13 protein-coding genes and 1 pseudogene are annotated in these 23207 nt (G+C 74.8%); 13 read left to right on the top strand and 1 reads right to left on the bottom strand.

The window, feature by feature from the left end; all coding sequences use genetic code 11:
• Nucleotide 1 precedes the first annotated feature (1 nt).
• The 9 genes and pseudogenes from KME66_RS23490 (at nt 2) to KME66_RS23450 (ending at nt 13886) form a co-directional block, all read left to right on the top strand.
• On the top strand, nt 2–1267 hold the full coding sequence (locus KME66_RS23490; RefSeq protein ID WP_073216596.1) for a 6-phospho-beta-glucosidase: 1266 nt from the start codon (nt 2–4) through the stop codon (nt 1265–1267).
• Nucleotides 1258–2232, top strand: a complete 975-nt coding sequence (locus tag KME66_RS23485) for an N-acetylglucosamine kinase (protein ID WP_216325627.1) — start codon at nt 1258–1260, stop codon at nt 2230–2232. Before KME66_RS23490 ends, KME66_RS23485 begins: the two co-directional genes overlap by 10 nt.
• A gap of 289 nt (nt 2233–2521) precedes the next feature.
• Nucleotides 2522–3907, top strand: a complete 1386-nt coding sequence (locus KME66_RS23480; protein WP_216325624.1) for a hypothetical protein — start codon at nt 2522–2524, stop codon at nt 3905–3907.
• Between the two features lie 11 nt (nt 3908–3918).
• Nucleotides 3919–4953, top strand: a complete 1035-nt coding sequence (locus KME66_RS23475) for a glutamate ABC transporter substrate-binding protein (RefSeq protein WP_073216587.1) — start codon at nt 3919–3921, stop codon at nt 4951–4953.
• Between the two features lie 123 nt (nt 4954–5076).
• On the top strand, nt 5077–6429 hold the full coding sequence (locus KME66_RS23470; protein ID WP_216325621.1) for a hypothetical protein: 1353 nt from the start codon (nt 5077–5079) through the stop codon (nt 6427–6429).
• Nucleotides 6426–9336: pseudogene (locus KME66_RS23465) on the top strand (tetratricopeptide repeat protein). Before KME66_RS23470 ends, KME66_RS23465 begins: the two are co-directional and overlap by 4 nt.
• A 2-nt stretch (nt 9337–9338) precedes the next feature.
• Nucleotides 9339–10895, top strand: coding sequence for a PP2C family serine/threonine-protein phosphatase (locus KME66_RS23460; RefSeq protein ID WP_216325618.1), 1557 nt, complete (start codon nt 9339–9341; stop codon nt 10893–10895).
• A 19-nt stretch (nt 10896–10914) separates the two neighbouring features.
• Nucleotides 10915–12276, top strand: coding sequence for a VWA domain-containing protein (locus KME66_RS23455; RefSeq protein WP_073216577.1), 1362 nt, complete (start codon nt 10915–10917; stop codon nt 12274–12276).
• Between the two features lie 86 nt (nt 12277–12362).
• On the top strand, nt 12363–13886 hold the full coding sequence (locus KME66_RS23450; RefSeq protein WP_216325614.1) for an FHA domain-containing protein: 1524 nt from the start codon (nt 12363–12365) through the stop codon (nt 13884–13886).
• A 49-nt stretch (nt 13887–13935) separates the two neighbouring features.
• Here the strand turns inward: KME66_RS23450 and KME66_RS23445 are convergent, their stop codons facing one another.
• A complete protein-coding gene (locus KME66_RS23445) occupies nt 13936–14940 on the bottom strand; it encodes a methyltransferase domain-containing protein (protein ID WP_216325610.1) in 1005 nt (334 codons plus the stop codon).
• Nucleotides 14941–15073: 133 nt separating this feature from the next.
• Here KME66_RS23445 and KME66_RS23440 point away from each other — a divergent pair, with 133 nt between their 5' ends.
• From KME66_RS23440 to KME66_RS23425, 4 genes are all read left to right on the top strand, one after another.
• Nucleotides 15074–15478: a globin gene (locus KME66_RS23440; RefSeq protein ID WP_003969111.1), complete on the top strand. Its 405-nt coding sequence runs from the start codon at nt 15074–15076 to the stop codon at nt 15476–15478.
• A gap of 154 nt (nt 15479–15632) precedes the next feature.
• On the top strand, nt 15633–19088 hold the full coding sequence (locus KME66_RS23435) for an FtsX-like permease family protein (RefSeq protein ID WP_216325608.1): 3456 nt from the start codon (nt 15633–15635) through the stop codon (nt 19086–19088).
• A 1-nt stretch (nt 19089) separates the two neighbouring features.
• A complete protein-coding gene (locus tag KME66_RS23430) occupies nt 19090–21957 on the top strand; it encodes an ABC transporter permease (protein ID WP_216325605.1) in 2868 nt (955 codons plus the stop codon).
• Nucleotides 21954–22997 (top strand): ABC transporter ATP-binding protein, encoded by a 1044-nt coding sequence (locus KME66_RS23425; RefSeq protein ID WP_216325602.1) that lies wholly within the window; start codon nt 21954–21956, stop codon nt 22995–22997. The genes KME66_RS23430 and KME66_RS23425 overlap by 4 nt, the downstream gene beginning before the upstream one ends.
• Nucleotides 22998–23207: the final 210 nt, after the last annotated feature.

Genomic DNA, 23207 nt, shown 5'->3' with positions numbered 1-23207 from the left:
CATGAAGCTCGCAGTAGTGGGTGGCGGGTCCACCTACACCCCTGAACTGATCGACGGATTCGCGCGGCTGCGGGACACGCTGCCGATCGAGGAGCTGGTGCTCGTCGACCCGGCGGCCGACCGCCTGGAGCTGGTCTCGGGCCTCGCCCGGCGGATCTTCGCCAAGCAGGACCACGCGGGGAGGATCACGACGACCACCGACATCGACGCGGGCGTCGCCGACGCCGACGCGGTCCTGCTCCAGCTGCGCGTCGGCGGACAGGCCGCGCGCGACCAGGACGAGACCTGGCCGCTGGAGTGCGGCTGCGTCGGGCAGGAGACCACCGGCGCCGGCGGTCTCGCCAAGGCGCTGCGCACCGTGCCGGTCGTCCTGGACATCGCCGAGCGGGTCCGCCGCACCAACCCGGACGCCTGGATCATCGACTTCACCAACCCGGTCGGGATCGTCACCCGCGCCCTCCTGCAGGCCGGGCACAAGGCGGTCGGCCTGTGCAACGTGGCGATCGGCTTCCAGCGGAAGTTCGCCCGGCTGCTGGACGTCGAGCCGGGACAGGTGCACCTCGACCACGTCGGGCTCAACCACCTGAGCTGGGAGCTGGGAGTACGCCTCGGCGGCCCGGACGGCGAGAACGTCCTGCCGAAGCTGCTCGCGGAGCACGGTGACGCCATCGCCGACGACCTCCACATGCCGCGGGAGCTGGTGGACCGGCTCGGCGTCGTCCCCTCCTACTACCTGCGCTACTTCTACGCCCACGACGAGGTGGTGCGGGAGCTGGGCACCAAGCCCTCGCGGGCCGCCGAGGTCGCGGCGATGGAGAAGGAACTCCTCGCGATGTACGGCGACCCGGCGCTCGACGAGAAGCCCGCACTGCTCGCCAAGCGCGGCGGCGCGTTCTACTCCGAGGCGGCCGTGGACCTGGCGGCCTCGCTGCTGGGCGACGGCGGCTCCCCGGTCCAGGTGGTCAACACGTACAACAACGGCACCCTGCCGTTCCTCCCGGACGACGCGGTGATCGAGGTACAGGCCCGGGTCGGCCGCGACGGCGCCACGCCGCTGGCCGTCCCGAAGCTGGACCCGCTGTACGCCGGTCTCATCGCCAACGTCACGGCGTACGAGGACCTCGCCCTGGAAGCCGCGCTGCGCGGGGGCCGGGACCGGGTCTTCAAGGCGCTGCTGGCCCACCCGCTGATCGGCCAGTTCGACTCCGCCGAGGGCCTCACCGACCGGCTGATCGCCCACAACCGGGAGCACCTGGCGTGGGCGTGAACGTGTCGGTCGTCGCCATCGACGCGGGCAACAGCAAGACCGATGTGGCGCTCATCGGCGAGGACGGCACGGTGCTGGCCACGGCGCGCGGCGGCGGTTTCCAGCCGCCGGCGATCGGGGTGGAGGCCGCGGTCGACGTGCTGGCCGAGGTGCTGGAGCGGGCGCTCGCGGAGCTGCCGGCCCCGCCCGTCCTCTCCGGTCATGTCTCGGCGTGTCTGGCCAACGCCGATCTCCCGGTCGAGGAAGCCGAGTTGGCCGCCGCTCTGGAATCCCGCGGCTGGGGGTCATCGGTGGAGGTGCGCAACGACACCTTCGCGATCCTGCGCGCCGGGGTGGACGAGCCCCGGGGCGTCGCGGTGGTGTGCGGGGCCGGGATCAACTGCGTGGGCATGACCCCGGACGGGCGGACCGCCCGCTTCCCCGCGATCGGGCGGATCTCCGGTGACTGGGGCGGCGGTTCGGGGCTCGCGGAGGAGGCGCTGTGGTTCGCCGCGCGCGCCGAGGACGGGCGCGGCGAACCGTCGGAGCTGGCCCGTACGCTGCCGGGCCACTTCGGGCTCGACTCGATGTACGGGCTGATCGAGGCGCTGCACCGGGGTGCGATCCCGCAGGCACGACGGCACGAGCTGACGCCGGTGCTGTTCACGACGGCGGAGGCCGGGGATCCGGTGGCGGCCGCGCTGGTGAAGCGGCAGGCGCACGAGGTGGTTGCGATGGCCTCGGTCGCGCTGGAGCGCCTCGATCTGCTGGAGGAGGAGGTTCCGGTGCTGCTCGGCGGAAGCGTGCTGGCCGCGCGCCACCCGCAGCTCAACGACCGGATCGCCGCGCTGCTGGCCGCCCGCGCCCCGAAGGCCGAGGTGCGCGTCGTCTCCGAGCCGCCGGTGCTGGGCGCGGCACTGCTGGGCCTGGATCGGACGGGGGCGGGTCCCGAGGTCCACCGGAGACTGCGCGCGCGGTACGCCTGAGCACCGGGACCGGCCGGAGACCGGTGGGACGTCCCCTCACGCGATGCGCGTGGGGGGACGCTTCCCGTTCGTTTCCCGTACGGGTGAACGGGCGGCTTAGGAGGGGCACGAGGGAACCGATCGGGCTTGTGGAACGTGTACCTGATGGGAAGTCCGTTCGCTTATGGGGATGTATCCGGGCACGTTGTGCCGCTTGCCTTGATCGGCCGCGTCCGCCCTGATCGAATGCGGGGACTGATGACGGGAACGGGGACGGGGACCTACTGTCAGTGACCGAGGGGGAGGTCGAGTGACACACCCGCCGAGCGGCGGCGCGCAGACGCTGGGTACGCCGGACCCGGTGTCCGGGCACGCCGGCGTGCCCGGACAGCGCACCACGTGGGCCACACGGGCGCGGCGCCTGCGTGCGGTGGCGACCACCGAGCCCGGCCGGCTCCAGATCGTCGGGGCCGTCCTGGCCCTGCTGGTCGTCGCGTTCGGCGCGGTGACCACGCTGGAGATGTCGCAGCGGGCCTCCTCGGCCGACGACGTGGTCAGCCGCAGCCAGCCGCTCAGCGCCGACGCGGCGGACATCTACCGCTTCCTGGCCGACGCGGACACGACGGCGGCCAGTGGGTTCCTCGCGGGGGCGCAGGAGCCCGTGGAGGTGCAGGAGCGGTATCGGAAGGACGTCGAGGAGGCGGCCCGGCTGCTGGTGAAGGCATCGGGGAACACCGACTCCGCGAGCGCGTCCAGAGATGAGATAGCCACCCTCAACAGGCTGCTCCCGGTCTACACGGGCCTGATCGAGCGTGCCCGCGCCAACAACCGCCAGGGTCTGCCGCTGGGCGGCGCCTACCTCCGGTACGCGAACCAGAAGATGTCCGGCGAGATGCTCCCCGCCGCCGAGCGCCTGTACGCGGCGCAGACGGACCGGCTGGAGAGCGACGCGGCCGACACCCGGCGGTGGCCGCTGTGGTCGATCGGCGCCGGGATCGTCGTGCTGGGCGCGCTGGGGTGGATGCAGCGGCGCACCTACCGCCGGACGAACCGGGTGCTGAACCTCGGGCTGCTGGCCGCGACGGCCGCCGCGTCGGTGGTGGTGCTCTGGCTGGCCGTGGGGCACACGGTGGCCCGCGCGGAGCTGCGGTCGGCGATGGTGCACGGCCAGGAGTCGCTGGACGCCCTCAACGACGCCCGGATCAACTCCCTGAAGGCGCGCGCCAACGAGAACCTCACTCTGGTGGCGCGCGGTGCGGTGCTGACGCCCGACGGTTCCGCCGACCAGTACGAGGCGGACTACGGCTCGGGGATGTCGGAGCTGAAGGCGCGGCTGGAGCAGGCCGAGCGGCTCGCGGACGACGCCGGCGGGAGCGCGCCGGTGGCCAGGGCGGCGGACGGCGTGGCGCAGTGGCAGGTGCGGCACCGCGAGGCCCGGGCCACGGACGACCAGGGCGACTACGACGGCGCGCTGGAGCAGATCATCGGGACCCGGAAGTCCACCGGGCAGTCCTTCCAGCAGGTGGACGCCGCGCTGGAGCAGGCGCTCGCCCATGAGCAGGGCGAGTTCACCTCGGCGGCGAAGGACGGGCGCGGGGCCCTGCGGGGCCTGCCGGCCGGGGCCGCGGCCCTGGCCGTGCTGGGGGCGATCGCCGTGATCGCCGGGGTCAACCGCAGGCTCTCGGAGTACCGGTGAGAGGGGCAGCGATGAGCAGGAGGAAGGTCCGGCCCGGACGTGGCGGCCTGCGCGGCTGGGGCGGGGTGGCGGGGATGGCGGTGGCGTGTGCGGTCACCGCCGCGGTCACCCTGCTGCCGCTGGCCCACCACGGTGGCAGGACGGCCGGGGCGGGCACGTCGGGCGGGGTCGCGACGGCCGACCGGGCCCGGGCCGAGGCGTGCACCGAGCCGGAGGCGAGCCTGCCCGCGTCCGGTGCCGACGGGCCGAACATCGACAGGATCAAGGAGCGCGGCAAGCTGATAGCGGGCGTCGACCAGAACAGCTTCCGCTGGGGCTACCGCAACCCCGAGAGCGGCGGTCTGGAGGGGTTCGACATCGATCTGGTGCGGGCCATCGCCGATGACCTGCTGGGCGACCCGGACGCGGTGATCTTCCGGGCCATCCCCACCAACCAGCGCATCGCCGCCCTGGAGAACGACCGGGTCGACGTCGTCGTGCGGACGATGACGATCAACTGCAAGCGGCTGGAGCAGGTCTCCTTCTCCACCGCCTACTTCCGGGCGGGGCAGCAGGTGCTCGCCCCGAAGGATTCGCCGATCACCGGCTACGACTCCTCCCTGAAGGGCAAGCGGGTCTGCTCGGCCGAGGGCTCCACCGCGTACGAGGCGCTGGAGAGGAAGTCGTTCGGGGCCCTCTACAAGGACGACTTCGACGGCACCGAGCGCGACCCGGACCGGCTGACCGTGCCCAACCAGCTGGACTGCCTGGTGCGGCTCCAGCTCGGTGAGGTCGACGCGGTCGTCACGGACAACGCCCTGGCGGCCGGGCAGGCGGCGCAGGACCCGGCGGTGGAGCTCAAGGGGACGGAGCCGTTCACCACGGAGTTCTACGGCGTCGCGGCGAAGAAGGGCGCCGACGACCTGGTGGCCCGGGTCAACCAGGTCCTCGTCGACTACCGGGCGGGCGGCGAGGACAGCGCCTGGATGCGGTCCTACGAGAAGTGGCTGGCGACCGGCCTGCCGGGGATCACCGCACCGCCCGCCCCCAAGTACCGCACCGGCTGATCCCGCGCCGCGGCACCGGGCACCACAGGGGCGTACGGGCCACGGCGAGCGGGCCGGAGCAGACCGAAGCAGACCGATCCCGCCGGACCCACCGGCCCGGCGGGGAGAGCGGAGAGGTGATCGATGGGCGTCGCGGGTTCCTTCCCCGGCTTCGCGGGGAGGCCCTCCGGACCGGTCATGGACCGGGAGGAGGCGGACCGTGCGCTGGCCCGGCTCGGGGCGGAGCACGAGGCCATCGAGACCTCGCTCCTGGCCCTCCAGGACCATGCCGGGCGCCGACTCCTGGAGGGCGCCGAGCTGACCGGCGTGACCCAGGAGCGCTGGGCCGCCACCGAGCAGTCGATCACCCTCCTGTGGGGGTACTTCGACGCGTACGCGGGGGCGCTGTCCGAGGCCCGCACGATCCGTGCGCGCCGCCGCCACCCGAACCGGGAGGACCTCGCGGCGCTGACCGAGCTGCTGCGCGGCGAGTCGGTCACGGTCGCCAACACGGGTGCGGTGCCGCCGCCTTCGGCCGCGGGCCCGGCCCGGCTCTCCGAGCGGTTCTCGCTCCAGGAGCTGGTCGCCCGGATGAACGAGCTGTATGCCCGGTCCCTGGACATGGTCGTCGCCTCCGACTCCGTCTGGTCGGCGCTGCCCGCCCGGATCGACCTGCTCGCGGCCGAGCTGCACCGCACGCGTTCGCTGGCGCACTCGGTGGGGGTGCGGCCCGGTGAGCATCCGGCCGGCGACGACCTGGCGCAGATCACCGAGGAGCTGACGACGCTGCGGGTGCAGGTGGTCTCGGACCCGCTGGCGTTCTGGCTGCCGGGGCCCGGCAGCGCCGCGCCCGGCGGCGGCCGCCCGGACACCTCGCGTTACGACCGGGCCGCCCGCGGCCTGGAGGACGTACGGCGCGAGATCGAGGCGGTGCTCACGGTCCGGCAGGACGCGGAGGCGCGCCTGGTGCGGCTGCGGGACGTGCTCTCGCGGGCCGACCGCACCCTGACGGAGGCGCGGGCGGCGCGCGGCGAGGTGCTGGCGAAGATCGCCGCCTCCGAGGTGCCCGCGGTCAGCGGCCCGCCGACCGCGCTCCAGGAGCGTCTGGCGGCCGCGTCGGAACACCGCAGGCACGCCCAGTGGCACCGGCTCTCACCGCTGCTGGAGTCCCTGGAGCAGGAGGCCGAGGACGAACTGCTGCGTGCCCGTGAGTCGTTGACCTCGGTGACCGCGCCGCTGGCAGTCCGCGCCGAGCTGCGCGGCCGGCTCGATGCGTACAAGGCGAAGGCGGCCCGGCACGGCCTGGCGGAGGATCCGCTGCTGATCGAGCGGTACGACGCGGCGCGCCGCATGCTGTGGAGCGCGCCGTGCGATCTGCGGGTCGCCGAGCAGGCCGTCCTGCGCTACCAGCACGCGGTCGCGGAGTCGCTGCCGCCGCGTCGGCCCGACGGACCGCACGACGGATGGAGCGCGGGCGAAGAGGGGGGATCACGATGAGTACGCAGTGCCAGCGCCCCGCGTGCGAGGGCGACTACGAGGACATGGGCGGCGGTGAGCTGTACTGCGACACCTGCGGTCTGGCTCCGGTCGTCTCGTCGACGGGCATGGTCTCCTCGCCGCCGACCGGGGTCGCCGGGGGCGGCCGGGCGAGCGGCCGGGACAGTTCCTCGCAGCGTTCCGGCTCCCGTGCCTCCGCCCGGTCCTCGTCCCGTTCGTCGACCTCGCGCCGTTCGGTCTCCGGCCGGCTGTCGCGTTCGCTGTCCGGGGCGTCCACCTCCCGGTCGGTCTCGGTGCGCTCCTCCGGCTCGACATCGGCGGCCTCGGCGCGGGGACGCCTCGGGGTCGGCCTGGTGGAGGTCCCGGACGTCCCCCGGCCCGATCCGCGCACGGCGGTGATGGAGCGGGCGGAGGTGCCCGAGCGCAAGCGGTTCTGCTCCCGTTCGGACTGCGGGGCCCCGGTGGGCCGTTCGCGCGAGGAGCGGCCGGGCCGCACGGAGGGGTTCTGCACCAAGTGCGGCCACCCGTACTCTTTCGTGCCGAAGCTGGCCGAGGGCGACATCGTGCACGGCCAGTACGAGGTCGTGGGCTGTCTGGCGCACGGCGGTCTCGGCTGGGTGTACCTCGCGGTGGACCGGGCCGTCTCGGACCGCTGGGTGGTGCTCAAGGGTCTGCTGGACACCGGCGACCAGGACGCGATGACCGCCGCGATCTCCGAGCGCCGCTTCCTCGCCGAGATCGAGCACTCCAACATCGTGCGGATCTACAACTTCGTCGAGCACCTGGACCAGCGCACCGGCTCCCTCGACGGCTACATCGTCATGGAGTACGTCGGCGGCAAGGCGCTCAAGGAGATCGCCAACGAGCGCCGTACGCCGGCCGGGAAGCGTGACCCGCTGCCGGTGGAGCAGGCCTGCGCGTACGGGATCGAGGCGCTGGAGGCGCTAGGGCACCTGCACAGCCGCAACCTGCTCTACTGCGACTTCAAGGTCGACAACGCGATCCAGACCGAGGACCAGCTCAAGCTGATCGACATGGGCGCGGTGCGCCGGATGGACGACGACGAGTCCGCGATCTACGGCACGATCGGCTACCAGGCCCCCGAGGTGGCGGAGCTCGGCCCATCGGTCGCCTCCGACCTGTACACGGTGGCCCGGACGCTGGCGGTCCTCACCTTCGACTTCCAGGGGTACACGAACGTCTTCGTGGACTCGCTGCCGGACCCGGACACCGTTGAGGTGTTCCGCGCCTACGAGTCGTTCTACCGGCTGCTGGTGCGGGCCACCGACCCGGACCCGGCCCGGCGGTTCGCCTCGGCGGCGGAGATGGCCGAGCAGCTGACGGGGGTGCTGCGGGAGGTGGTGGCGCTGCAGACCGGCCGGCCGCGGCCCGCCCTGTCGACCCTGTTCGGCGCGGAACTGCGCGTGGTCGACACGGAGCTGTTCGCCCCGCAGACGGACGACGTCTCACAGTTGGGCGGGCGGGACACCGGTTCCGCCCGGGGCGGGCTGCTGCGCCGCCGGAAGGGCCGCGGGGGCCCGCCGGCCGGCCTTCCCGCGCAGAGCGGCGCGGGGCGGGCCCCGGGCGGGCAGCCCCGCGGTGGTGCGGTGCCGGTCGCGCCGGGGCCGTGACGTCCGCGGTGGCCGCGGCGCTGCCGGTGGGTGCGCAGCCGTCCGGCCCGGTGGGGAGGCGCGCCGGGTGCGGCGGGGCCGCCCCGCTGGCCGTGCCGCCGACCCACGTCCGGGGCTCCGCGCCGGGCGGCGCGGCTCCGCTCCCGTACGCTCCCCGGCGCACGCCGCTGTTCCGGCGCCCCGGCCGCCCGACCGGGCCCCGGGCGGGGCTGCCGGACCGTATGCCGGCGGCGCCTCGGCCGGACCGTATGCCACGGGCGCCTCGGCCGGGCCGTACGTCCGGACCGAGCCGGCCGGGGCGTACGGCTCTGCCGGGGGTGCCCGGCTCGCCCCGTTCGACGCCTCGGTCACCGCGTTGGCGCTCCCGGTGCCCCGGGTCGACGCGATGGACCCGAACGCCGGTTTCCTCGCGGGGCTGACGGCCTCCGCCCCGGCCGAGCTGATCAGCGCCCTGCACACGGTGCCCGTCCCCTCGCTGGAGACCCGGCTGCGGGAGCTGCGGGCCCGGCTGGAGATGCGGGAGCCGGGTTCGGCCGCCCGTGCGCTGACCACCCTGGAGGGTGAACACGCGGACGACTGGCGGGTCGTCTGGTATCGGGGCGTCACCTCGCTGGTGACCGGTGACCACGAGACGGCGGCGCTCTCCTTCGACGCGGTCTACGACGCGTTCCCCGGGGAGACGGCGCCCAAGCTGGCACTCGGGATCTGCGCGGAGGTGCTGGGCCAGCTGGACAACGCCGCCGAGTACTACCGCCTGGTGTGGGCGACCGATCCGGGTTTCGTCAGCGCCGCGTTCGGCCTGGCCCGGGTGCAGATCGCCGCCGGGGAGCGGGAGGCGGCGGTGGGCACCCTGGAGTCGGTGCCGGAGGCCTCGATCCACTTCACGGCGGCACGGGTCGCCGCCGTCCGGGCGCGGCTGCGCGAGCGATCGCACCGGGAACCGCTGCTGGACGATCTGACGGCCGCCGGGGTCCAGGTGACCGCGCTGGACACCCTCGGTCTGGACCCGGTGCGGCACGAGCAGTTGTCGACGGAGGTACTGGGCAAGGCGCTGGACTGGGTACTCTCCGGTAGTCCCGGTGTCCCGGGACCTGGCGGACCGGGCGCCGGCCCGCCGGAGACACGCAAGCTGCTCGGCGCCGAACTGACCGAGCGGGGAGTGCGGTTCGGGCTGGAGCGCTCGTACCGGATGCTCGCCCGGCTCGCGCAGCGGGGCGACGAGAGGATCGAACTGGTGGAGCGGGCCAACCGTTTCCGCCCTCGGACGTGGGTGTGAAGATGTCTCAGAGCCACCAGCAGCCCGCACTGTCGAAGTGCCCCGGCTGCGAGGAGCCGCCGGCCGCGGGCGATCTGTTCTGCGGGGCGTGCGGCTACGACCTCTCGGCCGTGCCCGACCGCCCCCACGACCGGCCCACGATGGCCATCACCGTGCCCCCGGACACCGCAGAGGCGTCGGCCGTGCCGGGTGCCGAGGCCGTACGGTGGCCCGCGGCCGCGGAGACCGACAGCTCGGACGTGCCCGCGCCGGTGCACCGCCCCTCGGACCTGCCGGGGACGGACTCGGGCGGCAGGCCCCTGGCGGCGGAGCGGGAACAGACCCGGGAGCCGGGCCCGGCGGCCGAGCCCGGCGCGGCGGTCGGCCAGGGCTTCGCGGCGGCCGGCCAAGACGCGGCGTCCGGGAAGGAATTCGCGGCGGCCGGGCGCGGGCCGGAGCCCGTCGGCGGTCCGGAGCCCGCGGCCGCTCCGGGGACCTCGGCCGTTCCGGGGGCCGCGGCCGCTCCGGTGCGCCGGGACGACCCCGCGGAGCCGGGCGGAGTCGAGCACTCCGGTGACTTCGCGCCGGCCGCTCCCGATCCCCGTACGGCGGAGCACGCCGCGGCGGCCGCCGCTCCCGTCGCCGGGGGGAAGGTCTGTGTGGCCTGCCGCTCCGGCCGGGTGGACCCCGACGGCTACTGCGAGAACTGCGGGCACGCCCAGCCCCGCGAGCGCGACCACATGGAGCAGGAGCTCGGCTCGGTGGCCGCGGTGAGCGACCGGGGTCTGCGTCACCACCGCAACGAGGACTCCTTCGCGGTGTCCTCGACCGCGCTGCCGGACGGTTCGCCCGCCGTCGTCGCGATCGTCTGCGACGGCGTCTCCTCGGCGAGCCGGCCGGACGAGGCGTCGGCCGCCGCCGCGAACGCCGCCAACGAGTCGCTGCTGGAGTCCCTGGCGCGCGGTACGCATCCCCAGCAGGCGATGCACGAGGCGATCGTCGCCGCGTCCGACGCGGTCAACGCCCTGGCGCAGGAGCCGGCCGGGGCGATGGAGCACGACGCGCACCGCCACCAGAACGCCCCGGCCTGCACCCTGGTCGGCGCGGTCATGGCGGGCGAGCTGCTGATCGTCGGCTGGGTCGGCGACAGCCGGGCCTACTGGGTGCCCGAGGACCGCACCCAGCCCACGGCCCGGCTCACCGAGGACGACTCCTGGGCCGCGCAGATGGTGGCGGCCGGCCTGATGAACGAGGCGGAGGCGTACGCGGACGAACGCGCGCACGCCATCACCGGCTGGCTGGGCGCCGACGCGTACGAACTGGAGCCGCACACCGCCGCGTTCAAGCCGGACCGGTCCGGCCTGGTCGTCGTGTGCACGGACGGCCTGTGGAACTACGCCGAGTCCGCCGAGGAGATGGCCGCCGCGGTCCCGGCCGACGCCCAGGAACGTCCGCTGCGCGGCGCCCAGGTGCTCGTGGGACACGCGCTCGACGGCGGGGGCCACGACAACGTAACAGTGGCGCTTCTGCCGTTCGCCGTCCGGCCGCAGGGGGCAGGATCGGCCTGCGAAACCGTCTGACCCTCAAGGAGCCGACCAGATGGCCAACTTCTCCAAGTCGAAGGTGCCGCAGTTCTCCGTCGAGGTGTACCAGAACGCGTTCCTGCCCGAGGGCGGCCGTGAGGTCAACGCGATCGTCACCGTGACCTCGACCGGCGGCGGCACCACCGGCGGGGTGCCGCTGGCGGACGCGGCTCCCCCGCCCGCCGACGGAACGGGGCAGCAACCCGGCGCGGCCGTGGTCCTGATGGTCGACTGTTCGGGCTCGATGGACTACCCGCCGACGAAGATGCGCAACGCGCGCGACGCGACGGCGGCGGCGATCGACACCCTGCGCGAGGGGACCCGGTTCGCGGTGGTCGCCGGGACCCATGTGGCCAAGGACGTCTATCCGGGCCACGGGCGGCTCGCGGTCGCCGACGCGCGGACGAGGGCCCAGGCCAAGGAGGCGCTGCGGAAGCTGAGCGCGGGCGGCGGCACCGCGATCGGCACCTGGCTGCGGCTGGCCGACCGGCTGCTGAACTCCGCCGACGCCGCCATCCGGCACGGCATCCTGCTGACCGACGGCCGCAACGAGCACGAGTCGCCCGAGGACCTCGGGGCTGCACTGGACTCCTGCGCGGGCCGGTTCACGTGCGACGCCCGCGGGGTGGGCACCGACTGGGAGGTCAAGGAGGTCACCGGCATAGCCGCCGCCCTCCTCGGCACGGCCGACATCGTCGCCGAACCCTCCGGCCTGGCAGCGGACTTCACGCACATGATGGAGAACGCCATGGGCAAGGAGGTCGCGGACGTGGCGCTGCGGCTCTGGACCCCGGTGGGCGCGGAGATCCGGTTCGTGAAGCAGGTCGCGCCGACCGTCGCCGACCTGACCGGCCGGCGCACCGAGGCGAACGCGCGGGCCGGGGACTACCCGACCGGGTCCTGGGGCGACGAGTCCCGCGACTACCACGTCTGCGTCGTGGTGCCCGAGGCCGGGATCGGCCAGGAGATGCTGGCCGCCCGGGTCTCGCTGATCCTGCCCGACCCGTCGGGAGCGGGCAGCCCGCAGACGCTGTCGCAGGGGCTCGTACGAGCCGTGTGGACGGACGACATGGTGGCATCGACGTCGATCAATCCCCAGGTCGCACACTACACAGGCCAGGCGGAACTGGCACATGTCATTCAGCAGGGTCTGGAAGCACGCAAAGCGGGCGACCTGGGCGGCGCGACGGCGAAGCTGGGCCGTGCGGTGCAGCTGGCGTCGGCGTCCGGAAACCAGGACACTGCGAAGCTGCTTTCGAAGGTGGTCGACGTCGTCGATGCCGCGACAGGTACTGTGCGACTGAAGGCGAAGGTCGCGGAAGCGGACGAGATGACGCTCGAAACGCGCTCCACCAAGACCGTTCGCGTCAAGAAATAGCACCGAGCGATCACCTCGCGGTCAAGGCGCCGCGACCGACAGCATGCGGCCCCCGCGGCCGGAAGAGGAGAGGGGGAAGCGCCGACATGCCGACCTGCCCGAACGGACACCAGTCGGATTCCGAGGACTGGTGCGAGGTCTGCGGACACCGCATGACGCCCGGCGGCGCACCCGCGGGCGCGGTGCCCCCGCCGCCCCCTCCGCCGCCCGCGCCCGGTTACGGCTACCCGCAGCCGGACTCCGGCACCGGTGGCGGTCAGCCCACCATGCAGGCGGAGCTGTGCCCGCAGTGCCGTACGCCGCGTGAGGCGATGGCGCCGTTCTGCGAGGAGTGCCGCTGGAACTTCCTCACCAACACGGCGACCTCCTACACCCCGCTGGCCCCGCAGCACAGCATGCCCAGCGGCCCGCCGCCCGGTCTCAACCTGCCGCCCGGCTTCCAGGCGCAGGGCCCCGGCGGACAGCCCGGTCCCGGTGGTCCCGGCGGACAGCACGGGCCCGGTGGTCTTGGTGGTCCCGGTGGACCGCCCGGCCCCGGCGGCCCAGGCGGCCCCGGCGGACAGCACGGCCCCGGCGGACAGCACGGCCCCGGCGGTCAGCCGGGCCCGGGTGCGCAGGGCGGTCCCGGTGGCCCGGGCGCCCCGCAGCAGCGTGACGCGTTCGACTACCAGGGCTCGCGGCCCTCACAGATGAACCGTCCCGCCGAGCCGCTCACGCCCGAGCAGAACGGTCCGCAGGGAAGCGACGGCCCGCAGCGGAACGACGGCCAGGGCGGGCCCCCGCAGTCGTTCCAGCAGGGCGCGCCGCCGTCCTCGTTCCAGCAGCAGGGCCCGCCGTCGACGCGTTCGCCGTTCGAGCCCCGGCAGTCGGCCCCGTCTCCATTCGAGCCCCCGCAGTCCGCCCGGTCGCCGTTCGAGCCCCAGCAGGCCTCGCCCTTCGCGCCGCAGCACCAGTCGGCGCCGCCCGCGCCACCGCAGCCGTCGGGGCACACCGACGGCGAGGACGACTGGATGCTGCCGCCGCCCTCCCAGGCACAGCCGCCTCAGCCGCCCCAGCAGTTCCAGCAGCCGGGCCCCCATCAGGATCAGGGCCGACCGGGCCAGGGGCACGGCACCCCGGGACAGGACCGGCCGCACGGGCAGGACCAGGGGTACGACCAGGGTCAGCCGCACGGAGTGCCCGGCCAGGGCCGGCCGCAGCAGGCCGCCACCTGGACCGCCGTGATCGCCCCGGACCGTGCGTACTTCCTCGCGATGATGCAGCGCAGCGGCCCCGAGGCGACCGGGCTGAACCTGCCCGCGTACTCCCCGGAGCAGCGTCTTCCGCTCACCGGCAGCCAGGTCACCATCGGGCGCCGCCGGCAGAGCACCGGCGAGTCCCCCGACGTCGACCTGTCGGTGCCCCCGGAGGACCCGGGCGTCTCGCACCAGCACGCCGTGCTCGTGCAGCAGCCCGACGGCGGCTGGGCTGTCGTCGACCAGAACTCCACCAACGGCACCACGCTGAACGGCGCCGAGGAACCGATCCAGCCGTACGTCCCCGTGCCGCTCCAGGACGGTGACCAGGTGCACGTCGGGGCCTGGACGACGATCACGGTCCGCCGGGACTGAGACCGCCGGGCGGGCGGCGGTCTCAGTGCGCACCGCCGCCGCCCGCCGCTCACCTGTCGGCGGCGAGCGGCCAGGTGTAGGGGCCCTGCGGGTCGTCGAGCCAGGCCCACTGACGGCCCCGGCCGACCGTGATGCCGTACCTCTCCCGCTGCGGGCGCCCCTCGCGCTCCCAGAGGGAGAGGGCCTCGTGCGGGTCCAGGGTGCCCGCGGTCAGGGTCAGAAGGAACCGGAACAGGTCGTCCCCGGCCACCCGGCGCGGCAGTCCGCCGAGGTGCGGCAGCCTGTCGGGCAGCGGCAGCGCCCCACGCAGGGGCACGAAGTACGCCGGAGTGTGCAGGAAATGCCCCTCGGCGCGCGGGCCGTGCGCCGTCGCGCGGACCTCCAGCAGGACCAGGCCGGTGGCGAGCGGTGCGAGGATCAACGCCCCCGGGCGGCACTGCTCCGGCCAGCTCCGCGGCACGGAGGGCAGGGTGCAGGTCGCGATGATCCGGTCGTACGGAGCGCGCGACGGGCAGCCCAGGGCCCCGTCGCCCGTGATCACCGTCGGGTGGTAGCCGGCCGCCGCCAGGTGGCAGCGGGCCGAATCCGTGATCTCGGGGTCCAGATCGACGCTGGTCACAGCGGGGTCGCCGAGCCGGTGGGCGAGAAGCGCCGCGTTGTAGCCGGGTCCCGTGCCGATCTCCAGGACCGTGTCTCCGTCCGCCACGTCGAGGGCGTCGAGCATCAGGGCCATCAGGGACGGCTGGCTGGAGGACGAGACCAGTTCGCCGTCCTTGAGCATGGTGGCCAGCGCCCCGTCCGCGTACACCCCGTCCAGCCAGCGGGAACGCCGCCCGGGGTCGGGGTCCGCGGCCCCGAGGCGTTCGTAGCCCCCGATTCCGTGGACGTAGAAGAACGGTACGAACAGGTGGCGGGGCACCTCGGCGAAAGCGGTGCGCCAGGCGGGATCGGTGAGTCCGCCCCGCGCGACGATCTCCCGCACCAGGGCGTCCCTCGCCGCGTCGGCCTCGGCGTCGGGGGCGGACGGGGAGGGGCCCTGCCGGTGTGCACCCATGTCTCCACTGTCCTGCGCCGGGGGCGTGCGGGCGAGAGGGAGCGTGCGGCCGGTCCCGGTCAGCCCGCGGCCGGTCCCGGTCGTTGGTCCTAGGACCGCTGACCTCGGGCGGCGTGTCTGCGACCATGGACGGGTGACTGAGATTCCGCGCGACACGCTTCAGGAGCAGACCTTCTACGAGCAGGTCGGGGGCGAGGCGACCTTCCGGCGCCTGGTCCACCGCTTCTACGAAGGCGTGGCGGGCGACGAACTGCTGCGGCCGATGTATCCGGAGGAGGATCTGGGCCCGGCCGAGGAGCGCTTCGCGCTGTTCCTGATGCAGTACTGGGGCGGTCCCCGCACCTACAGCGACCACCGGGGCCACCCGCGGCTGCGGATGCGGCACGCGCCGTTCCGGGTGGACCGGGCGGCCCATGACGCCTGGCTCGCCCATATGCGGGTCGCGCTGGACGAGCTGGGGCTCGCGCCCGAGCACGAGCGGCAGCTGTGGGACTACCTCACGTACGCGGCCGCCTCGATGGTCAACACCGCGGACTGATCGCCTCCGGAATGCGGCGCTCCACCTCCGGATAACGATCACGATCGGATCAAGGTCCGCCGGTAAGCGGTTACCGAAACCCTGGCGCCTCTGAAAGCATCACCGGTACGCCGGGGGGCGTGCGCGTGCGGTGTTTCCGGGGCTGGGGGATCAGGTGACGGGTTTCGTCCTTCTACGGGTGCGGGCTCATCGTCTGCTGCTCTCCGCGGCCGTCCTCGCCGTCCTGCTGACCACCTCCGTCCTGGCCGCGCTCACCGCGTTCTCCGGTTCCGTGGGGGACGCGGCCCTGCGCCACACCCTCACCCACCGGTCGGCCCCTTCCGCCGCCCTGACCGTGTCCGCCTCGGTGGACCACGAGCAGCGCGCGGAGGCCGACGAGGCCGTCCGCGAGGCCTCCCGCGACGCGTTCGACGGGCTGCCCGTGACCGTGGGGAAGCTGGAGAGTTCAGGGTCGTACGCGCTGCCGCGACGCCTCCAGGATCCGGCCGCCCGGCGCGGCGAACCGGACCTCACCCACTTCGCCGCCCTCGACCCCGACCGGGTGCGGATCACGGACGGCCGGGCACCCGCCGCGTCCGACGGCACCGGGCCCGTGCAGGTCGCGCTGCCCGTCGTCGCCGCCGAGGCGCTGAAGCTGGAGCCGGGCGCGCGGGTCACCGTCACCGACCGGCTGCACGACGACAGGAAGCAGCGGGTCCTGGTCACCGGTGTCTACGAGGCCGCCGACCGGTCCGACCCGTACTGGCAGCTGGACCCCCTCGGCGGGCGCGGGGTGCGCAAGCTCGCCTTCACGACGTACGGCCCGCTGCTCACCGACCCCTCGGTCCTCGCCTCGGGCGCGCTCGGCGACGGGCAGACCTCCTGGCTGGCGGCCGCCGACTACGCCACGCTGACCACCGGTTCCATGGACGGGCTGCGGGACGCGTCGGCGGGCGCCCCGAAGGCGCTGGCGGCGGCGCCGGTGTTCGCCTCGGGCGTCACCGTGCGCATGTCGCTGCCGACCGTGCTCGACCAGCTCGACCGGGCGCTGCTGGTCTCCCGCTCCACGCTGATGATCGTCGCGGTGCAGCTGGTGCTGCTCGCCGCGTACGCCCTGCTGCTCGTGGCCCGGCTGCTGAACAGCGAGCGGGACGGCGAGCGCGAACTGCTGCGGGCCCGGGGCGGTTCGCGGAGCCGGATCACCTCGTTCGCCGCGATCGAGGCGCTCCTGCTGGCCGTGCCCGCCGCGGTGGCCGCCCCGTTGCTCGCGGGGCCGCTGACCGGACTGCTGGCCGAGCGCGGCGCCCTGTCCCGGATCGGTCTCGACGTCGGCGCGGCCGCGACCGGAACCGTGTGGCTGGTCTCCGCGGCCGTCGCGCTGGCCTGTGCCCTGGCGGTGGTGGCGCCGTCGCTGACGGCCGGCACGGGTGGGCGCCGGACCCGGGCCGCGTCGCTGCCGGGGCCGGTGCGGGCGGGCGCCGACCTCGGGCTGCTGCTGATCGCGGGGGTGGCGTACTGGCAACTGGACCGGCAGGCGGGCGGCGGTGCGCTCACCGGCGACCGGGCGGGCGACCTCGGCATCGACCCCTTGCTGGTCACCGCGCCCGCCCTGGCGCTGCTCGCCGGAACGGTCCTCACGCTGCGGCTGCTGCCGCCCGCCGCGAAGCTCGTCGAGCGGCGTGCGGCCAAGGGCCGGGGGCTGCCCGCGGCCCTGGCCGGCTGGCAGTTCAGCCGCCGTCCGCTGCGCGGCGCGGGTCCGGTGCTGCTGCTGGTCCTGTCGGTGGCGATGGGCATGCTGGCGATCGGGCAGAGCGCCTCGTGGAACCGTTCGCAGTCCGACCAGGCCGACTTCGGCTCCGGTGCCTCGGTCCGGCTGGTGGGCGGGCACGGCAGCGGTCCGGCGGCGGCCGGGATCTACGGCGGGCTGGACGGGGTGCGGCAGGCGGCGCCCGCCCACCGCACGACGGTGGAGGCCTCCGGGGGGCGCACGGCCGAGATCCTCGCCCTGGACACCGCCCACGCGGACGAGGACATGCTGATGCGCTCCGACCTCGCCGGCAGGAGCCCGCGCCAGGTGTTCGACGCCATCGCCCCGGATCCGGCCCCGCGCCCCGGGCTGGTCCTCCCGAAGGGCGCCACCCGGGTGACGATGGAGCTACGGATCACCACGGTGTCGGCGAAGGGCTCCGAGCCCGCTCCCGGGGCGTCGCCGCCGGTGGTCACGGTGCTCCTGGAGGACCGCTACGGCCTCCCCTACCGGTTCCTGGCCGGCCCGGTGCCCGTGGACGGCCGCCCGGTCCCGGTGTCGTTCCCGGTGTCGGGGGCGGGCGGTCTGGCCGTGACCGGCATGGAGGTGGACGACGAACCGCCGTACGGCCGGGCGGAGAAGCGCCGGGTCTCGGTGAGCGCCGTACGCGCGGTCACGGGCACGGGCGACGACCGAGCGTCCGGCTCGGGCTCCGGCTCCCCCGAGGGCTCCGGCTCCCCCGACGACCCCGAGAGCTCCGGCTCCCCCGACGCCCCCGAGAGCTCCGGCTCCCCCGACGACCCCGAGGGCTCCGAACCCTCCGAAGGCTCAGAAGCATCCGAAGCCCCCGAAGGCCCGGAACGCCCGGTGCCGGTCTCCGGAACGGTGCGCTGGGAGGCGTCGATGACGCTCACCGACCGCGGTGACAGCCGGCCCGGCACGACGCCGGTGCCCAACGAGTCGTCGGGGCTGCCGGACTTCACCTACGACACCGGCGTGAGCAGCGAGGACTCCTGGGAGCAGACCACCAGCACGCTGCGGATCTCCGCCGGCCGGCCGAAGGCCGGGCCGCTCAGGGCGGTCGCGACGGACGCCTATCTGAAGAGCGCGAACGCGCGGCTGGGTGACGAGATCGACCTGACCCTGGCCGGGAACACCGTCCGGGTGACCCTGGTGGAGTCGGTGCGCAGACTGCCGACCACCGGGGCCGCCGAGCTGTCCGGCGCCGCGGACCCGGCGCAGAGCGGGGGCGCGCTGCTGCTGGACCTCAAGGCCGTCACCGAGGTCCTGTCCCGGCGGACGACGGCCACGATCGAGGCGACCGAGTGGTGGCTGAGCGCCGCCCCCGGCGACGCCCCGAAGGTCGCCGCAGCCCTGCGCGCGCTGCCGGACACCGACCCCGGCCAGGTGCTGGTCCGGGCCGAGACCGCCCAGCGGCTGGTGGACGACCCGCTGGGCGCGGGGCCGCAGTCGGCGCTGCCTGCCGTCGCGGTGGTCGCCGCGGCGCTGGCGGCGGTCGGCTTCGCGGTCAGCGTCTCCGCCTCCCGGCGCGAACGGGCGGCGGAGCTCGGCGTGTTGCGGGCGCTCGGCGCCCCGCGTCGCCAGCTGGCCCGGATGATCGCCGCCGAACAGGGCGTGCTGATCGCTCTCGCCCTGCTGATCGGGCTCGGTATCGGCACGGTGCTGACCCGGGCCGTCGTCCCGCTCATCGTCCTGACCGGGCAGGCGGACCGGCCTGTTCCGCCGGTGCTGGTCGAGCTGCCCGCAGGGCAGGTCGCCGCACTGCTGGCCGGGGTCGCCGCGCTGCCGCTCGTGATCGTCGCGACGATGGCGCTGCGCCGCGGGGACCCGGCGGTCACACTGCGCCACCAGGGGGACCACTGACATGCGTGACGGCAAGCGGGCGGCGAGTGCCCCCTGGATACGGACCCGGCTGCGCAGCGCACCCGGCACGGCCCTGGCCCTCGCGGTGCTGGTGCTGGTGACGGCGTTCCTCGCCGCGGCGTTCCCCCGGGCCGTGGACGCGTACGAGACGAAGGGGCTGCGCCACGACATCCGGCTGGCCGACCCGGGACGCAGCGCCGTGGAGGTCATCCGGCCGCAGCCGGGACTCGAACTGTCGCGGGAGGAGCGGGAGGCCGGGGTGCGGAGCCCCGAGCTGAAGCGGATCGGGGGCGCGCTCGTCGAGGCGCTGCCCGCGCCGCTGCGCGTGGACACGTCGGACGTGGCGTACGGCGTGCGCACCACGAAGCCGGTGCTCGCGACCGAGCCGTGGCTGCCGAGGCCCGACGCGGTGCCGCCGCGGCTCTCGTACGCGGCGCAGACGGGGCTGGAGAAGCACGCCCGGCTGGTCTCGGGCGCCTGGCCGGTGACGCCCGCCGAGGTCACCTCCGCCTCGCGTGCGGTGCAGGGCACGGTCACCGAGGAGACCGCGGCCGCGCTGAACATGAAGACCGGCTCGGTCCTGCGGGTGCCCACCGCGGTCGGGGGCCCGCTGACGGTGACCATCACCGGTGTCGTCGCCCCCCGGGACCCGCTCGGCGGCTACTGGTCCGCCGATCCGCTGGTGCGCTCCCCGTCCCTGATCCCGGACCCGGAGAGCCCGTTCCCGCAGAACTACTGGACCGGGACCGTCCTGCTGGCCGAGGACGCCGGCCCCGCGCTCCTGACCACCGCCACCGACCCGTCGCTGTTCTGGCGGTTCCCGCCCGACGCCACGGCCCTCACCGGGCCGGACGGCTCCCGGCTGGCATCGGTCATCGACTCGCTGGAGAGCGGCCCCGGGCTGCTGGAGGTGCGGGCGATCGCCGGGGACACCGCGGCGGTCCTCACCGGGCTCGGCCACATCGTGGAGGCCAACGCGCGGATGCGGGACGCGATCGCGGCGGTGATCGCCGTCGCCGCCCTCGGTATCGGCTCCGTGGCCGCCGTCGTCCTGGTGATGGCGGGTGCGCTGATCGCCTCCCGCCGCAAGGACGAACTGGCGCTGATGCGTTCGCGCGGCGGCTCGCTGCGCGGCATCGGCGGCCGGCTGCTCGCGGAGACGGCGGTGACCGTGGTGCCCGCGAGCGCGCTCGGACTCCTCCTCGCGGTACTCGCCGTGGGCGAGGCCCGGTGGCTGCCGGCAGCGCTGGCAGCGGCGGGCGTGGGGCTTCTGGTGTGTGTCGCACTGCCTCTGCGGACGACGCTCCAGCACATCCGGCCGGCCCTGCACGGCGCTCGCGAGGACATGGTGGATGCCCGGCCCTCGCGTCGGCGGACCGTCGCCGAACTGACCCTGCTCGTCCTGGCGGTGGGCGCGGTGACGGCGCTGCGCCGTCGCGGCACGTCCGGCGGCACCGATCTGCTGGTCAGCGCGGCACCCGTGCTGGTGGCGCTGATCGCGGCGCTGGTGCTGGTCCGCCTCCATCCGCTGCCCCTGCGGCTCGCCGCGCGCCCCGTGGCCCGGCTGCGCGGGGCCATCGGCTTCCTGGCGCTGGCCCGGGCCGGCCGTTCCTCGGCCGGCGGCGCACTGCCGCTGCTGGCCCTGCTGCTGGCGCTGGCCACGGCGGCGTTCGGCGGCTCGGTCGTCGCCGGGATCGGGGACGCGCGGGACGACGCGGCGCTGACGACCGTCGGCGCGGACGCACGGGTCAGCGGCGCAAGCGAACGGGCGACGCTGCCCGACGCGTTGGTCCGTACGGTCCGGGACCTGGACGGGGTACGGAGCGCGGCCCCGCTGCGGGTCGAGTTCGGCGTGGCCCTGCCGACGGCGGCGGCCGGTGACGGCGGTGCGGACGGCAGGGGTACCGAGGGCGGGGGTGCGGTCACGGGTCCGGCCGCGGACCCCGGTGGCGGCACCGCCACCGGGGCGAGGGCGATGACCCTGGTGGGCGTCGACCCGGCCTCGTACACCCGGCTGGCCCGCACGACCGGGGTGCCGGCCTTCCCCGGCGGCCTGCTGAGGGCGACCGGCTCCGCGGCGGCGTCCGAGGGCGCGGAGTCCGGCCCGGAGCGTGTGCTGCCGGTCATCGCCTCCCCGGCGGTGGCGGCCCGGCTGGGCCGGCAGACGCACGCGCTCGACACGCTGTCCGGGAACTTCTCGGTCCGGGTGGTCGGGACCGTCGAGCGGGTGGCGTCGCTCACCACCTCGAACTTCCTGATCGTCGACTCCGCCTCGCTGGAGCAGCGGGCGCCCACCACGCTGCTGCTCACCGGCGCCCCCGACCCGAAGGAGCTGCGCGCGGCGGCCAACGGGGCGGGCGGGGAGTTCGACGTACAGCTGCGGTCCGAGGAGCGCGCGCGGTACGTCGACACCCCGATGCAGGCGGGGGCCCAGCGGATCTACCTGGCGGCCGTCGCGGCGGGTGCCGGATACGCGCTGCTGGCCGTTCTGCTGTCGCTGCTCCGGACCGCGCCTGAGCGCAGAACGCTGCTGGCGCGGCTGCGGACGATGGGGCTCACCACCGGGCAGGGGCGGCGGCTGCTGGCCTTCGAGGCGACACCGCAGGCGCTGCTGGCGGCGGGCGGCGGGCTGCTCACCGGCTGGGCGGCCATCGTCCTGCTCTCCCCCGGCGTCGACCTGGTGCCGCTGGCGCTCGCGGGCGTCGCCGGATCGGACACGAGCCCCGTCGCGGTCCGCGCCGACCTCTGGTCGCTGGTACTGCCGGCCGCCGGGGTGGTGGCACTCACCGCCGCGGTCGCGGGCGTTCAGGCGTGGTGGGCGAGCCGCCGCGGATCGATCACCGAACTCAGGGCAGGAGACTCCCGATGACCTCGTCCACCGAGACGGCAGGCACGGCCCGCGCGGCCGGGACGACACTCGCGGAGCTGGAGCGGCGGGCCGCGGCCCGCCGCGACCGCCCCTCCTACGGGCACGACGCGCTGATCGCCTGCGACCGGGTGGTGCGGATCTTCACCACGGACGGGGTGGAGGTCCAGGCCCTTCAGGGTCTCGATCTGCTCGTCACCGAAGGCGAGTTGATGGCCCTGGTGGGTGCGTCGGGCAGCGGCAAGTCGACGCTGATGAACATCCTGGCCGGGCTGGACGTCCCGACGGCGGGCTCGGCGAAGGTCGCGGGGTGCGATCTGCTGTCGATGGGCCCGAAGGAGCGGCTGCGCTACCGGCGCGACGTGGTCGGGTTCGTCTGGCAGCAGACCGCCCGCAACCTGCTGCCGTATCTCACCGCGATCCAGAACATCACCCTGCCCATGCAGTTGCGCGGCGGGGCCGGAAAGCGCGAACGGGCCTCCCGGGCCGAGTCGTTGCTCGCCATGCTCGACATCGCGGACTGCCGTGACCGGCGGCCCCAGCAGTTGTCCGGCGGGCAGCAGCAGCGGGTGGCCATCGCGGTGGCGCTGGCCAACGACCCGTCCGTGCTGCTGGCCGACGAGCCGACCGGCGAGCTGGACTCGGCCACCGGGGAGCAGGTCTTCGCCGCGTTCCGGCGCGCCAACGAGGAGCTGGGCACCTCGATCGTGATCGTCACCCATGACCAGGCGGTCGCGAACGAGGTCCGGCGTACGGTCGCCATCCGCGACGGCCGTACGTCCTCCGAGGTGCTGCGCCGCACGGAGGTCGACGCGGCGACGGGGCAGGAGTCGCAGGTGGCCCGGGAGTACGCGATGCTCGACCGAGCGGGACGGCTCCAGTTGCCCGCGGACTACACGCAGGCGCTGGGGATGGAGCACCGGGTGCTCCTGGAGCTGGAGCAGGACCACATCGGCGTCTGGCCGGACGCGCACGAGGCGTCGGAGGGCGGCCGGCCGGATGCGTCGGCGGCCGGGCGGGCGGGCGCAACGGAGAAGGAGTAGCGGGACGACACGGCCGACGGCCGACCGGACGGAACCGGCGCATCCGGGAGCCGACCGGTTCTGGCGCGTCCGAGATGCCGACCGGTTCCGGCGCGTCCGAGAACGGCGCGGCCGGGGCGTGGAGGCAGGGCGGTTCCGACGCGCCCGACGGCTCGGCCGGGCCGCCGTACCGCTCGATGGCCGGGGCACCGCCCGACGGTTCGGCCGGGC

This window comes from Streptomyces sp. YPW6 (genome assembly GCF_018866325.1).
In the GTDB taxonomy this organism is placed as follows: domain Bacteria; phylum Actinomycetota; class Actinomycetes; order Streptomycetales; family Streptomycetaceae; genus Streptomyces.
This window is presented reverse-complemented; position numbering and strand designations above follow the sequence as displayed.